The organism is Microcystis aeruginosa LEGE 91341 (assembly GCF_015206885.1).
Lineage (GTDB): Bacteria > Cyanobacteriota > Cyanobacteriia > Cyanobacteriales > Microcystaceae > Microcystis > Microcystis aeruginosa_H.
The window spans coordinates 1-3,000 of the sequence record NZ_JADEXY010000233.1 but is presented as its reverse complement, the minus strand read 5'-3'; the positions used below and the strand labels follow the sequence as shown (position 1 = coordinate 3,000).

The window sequence follows — 3,000 nt, the reverse complement described above, 5'->3', positions numbered from 1 at the left end:
CTTCCCCACTTCCCCACTTTCCCACTTCCCCATCTCCCCAATTCATAATTCATAATTCATAATTCATAATTCCCCACTAATCACTGAATGTAACTAACCATGGAAATGCTCGAAAACCTGAAAATGGCTTTTTCCGCTTTGATGGCCAATAAACTGCGTAGTGGTCTAACCATGCTGGGAATTGCTATCGGTAACGCCTCCGTCATTGCCCTAGTGGGAGTGGGTGAAGGAGCGCAAAAAGTCGCCCTCGAGCAGTTTGAAGCCCTCGGTCCGAATGTTTTATTTGTTTCCACCTCCTCGCGCAATGTCCGGCGGACAATTCCTAATCCCCGGCCGCTCACCTACGAAGATGCTCAGGCGATCGCATCTCAAGTTCCCGCCATTGCCGCCATTTCTCCCGAATTGAGCGGCACAAGAATCTTATCCTTCGGTAATAGAACCAGTAATAGTCCCCTGATTGGGGTGGGAGCCGAGTACCTAAACGTGCGTAACCGTCAACTATCTAAAGGTAGATTTATTATGGAATCTGACCTGAAACGGGATAATCGCGTGATTGTCTTGGGATCGGAATTAGCCAAAAATCTCTTTGGTAATCGCAATCCCGTCGGCGAAAATCTTCGCATCGGCGATCTTAGTTTTCAAGTTATTGGAGTTTTACAGGCGAAAGGCTCCTTATTTGAGGCTAATCAGGACGATCGAGCTTTAATTCCCCTAACTACCATGTCTAATCAGGTTCAAGGCCGCAGAGCTATCTTTGGCATTCCCCTGACTCATATTTCTGTCTTGGCCAAAAACTCTGCCCAAATTAAAGCCGCCCAGTTTCAGATTAGCAACCTACTGCAAATGCGTCATCAGGTCAGCGACGAGAATTATGTGCAGGTTTTCCCCCAAACCGCAGTCTTAGAAATGACCAAAGAGACTAACGATAGTTTAACTAGAATGTTAGCCTCGATCGCCAGTATTTCCCTTTTTGTCGGGGGAATCGGAGTGATGAATATTATGCTCGTGTCAGTCACGGAAAGAACCCAAGAAATCGGTTTAAGAAAGGCTTTAGGAGCGAAAGAAGGGGATATAAAAGGTCAATTTCTCATTGAATCGGTGATTTTAGCCACTACTGGCGGAATTATCGGGATTTTTGTCGGCATTCAAGGAATGTATCTGGCGGGAATTTTTGCCGCTCTAACTACCAGTGTCTCAATCCCTGCGATAATTCTCGCTTTAGGAGTTTCCAGTGCCATCGGTCTGATTTTCGGTGTTGTTCCCGCTCATCGTGCCGCTAAATTAGACCCAATCGTTGCTTTGAGAAGATTATAGTTTTTCTAAGTACCTAAGCAAAATTAATTACACATTTCGATAAAGCTTTTGCCTCTTGCCTATTGCCTCTTGCCTATCTTCACTAGGAAATTTATTTTGCACGACTACTTAGTTCTTGTCCTAACCTCGGGATTCTATACCCGCATCCGTTGCCGTAAAGCCCTCTGCTTGCGCTAATATTTGCAAATTATGGGCTATGGAGGCGAAGGAATCGGTAGGATATTCGATCAAAGTGGCGGAATCGAGAAAAGTTTCCACTCCCACGGGACAACCCAAATAATCAGCCACCGCTTTTGGAGTAGTAGAACCAAGGAGAATAGTTCCCGATTGTCTTACAGAAGATAGCTTTTCCCAAGGTTCATCGATCATTAAGGATAAATGGGTAGGAGCAAAAAGATTCGATAATTCGATCGCTTTTTCCAATGACTCTACCACCACGATTAAACCATAATGAGCGATCGCTTTTTCCGTTAATAATCTCTGGGGATGTATCTGTAACTGTTTTTGTACTTCTTCCTGTACTATTAAAGCCAAAGCCTTATCCGTCGTCAATAAAATCGCTGCCGCTAGGGAATACTGTTCCGCTTGCGCTAATAAATCTAGGGCTAACTGTCTGGGATTAGCTTGATTATCGGCAATAATAACCAAATCAGAAGTAATAGAGAGATAATCGATTTTTACATGGTCAGAAACCAGTTTTTTAGCCAAATTAGTATAAAAATCACCTATTCCGGCAATCATCTCCACGGGAGCGATCGTTTTTGTGCCGTAGGCTAAAGCGGCGATCGCCTGTGGTCCAGCCACCCGATAAATTTCACTAATACCCACCGATTGGGCTGCCACTAAAATCGCTGGATGGATGCGTAAATCCTCATCAGCAGGAGATACCATCACAATCCGTTTAACCCCCGCTATTTTGGCAGGAATCGCCTGTTGGAGCAATAAACTGAGATAGGCTCGTTTACCATCGGGAACGACAATTCCCACACTGTTAATCGGTTGATAACGTTTCCCTCGAACCGTACCATCTTCAGGAAACTGCACCCAAGCTTTGGGAAGACGCTGACGGTGAAAAGCCTCCATTTTTGCACAGGCAACAGCGATCGCATTTAATAAATCCTGCGACACCTGTTGATAAGCAGCATCGAGTTCCGAGCCACTCACCTTAAGTTGTTGTAGATTAAGGGACTGTTGGTAGAATTTTTCCGTGTAATCCACCAACGAGCGATCGCCAGAAAGTCGCACCTGATCGACAATCTCTCGGACAAGCGATTCTTTTTCCCGAATTTCAGGATCGTCGAACCGTTCCCGAATTCGTCTCAGTTCCGTTCTGGCTGACCATGGCTCTGTGATAATTCGCAACATCGAGCTATTATCCTCTAGGGGCGAAACGAGATTAAAAGGTTTTCACTTCTCACACTCTAGCTTATCGCTTTCAATCTTGACCGGGGAGGGAGACGAAGTCGGTTATTTTAGCCGTCAGGAGATAGGAGTCAGGAGATAGGAGATAGGAGATAGGAGTCAGGAGATAGGAGTCAGGAGATAGGAGTCAGGAGTCAGGAGTCAGGAGTCAGGAGTCAGGAGATAGGAGTCAGGAGTCAGGAGATAGGAGTCAGGAGTCAGGAGATTATTTTTATTTATTCTCCCCATACCCCAATTCATAATTCATAATTCATAATTTATACT

2 protein-coding genes are annotated in these 3,000 nt (G+C 45.0%); one reads left to right on the top strand and one right to left on the bottom strand.

The window, feature by feature from the left end; genetic code table 11:
• Positions 1-99: 99 nt before the first annotated feature.
• Positions 100-1,314 carry an ABC transporter permease gene (locus IQ234_RS20395; protein ID WP_193958410.1) on the top strand — a complete coding sequence of 405 codons (1,215 nt, stop codon included), beginning with the start codon at positions 100-102 and terminating at the stop codon, positions 1,312-1,314.
• A 120-nt stretch (positions 1,315-1,434) separates the two neighbouring features.
• Here the strand turns inward: IQ234_RS20395 and hisD are convergent, their stop codons facing one another.
• Complete coding sequence (hisD, locus tag IQ234_RS20390) at positions 1,435-2,679, bottom strand: histidinol dehydrogenase (protein WP_193958409.1); 1,245 nt, start codon at positions 2,677-2,679, stop codon at positions 1,435-1,437.
• Positions 2,680-3,000: the final 321 nt, after the last annotated feature.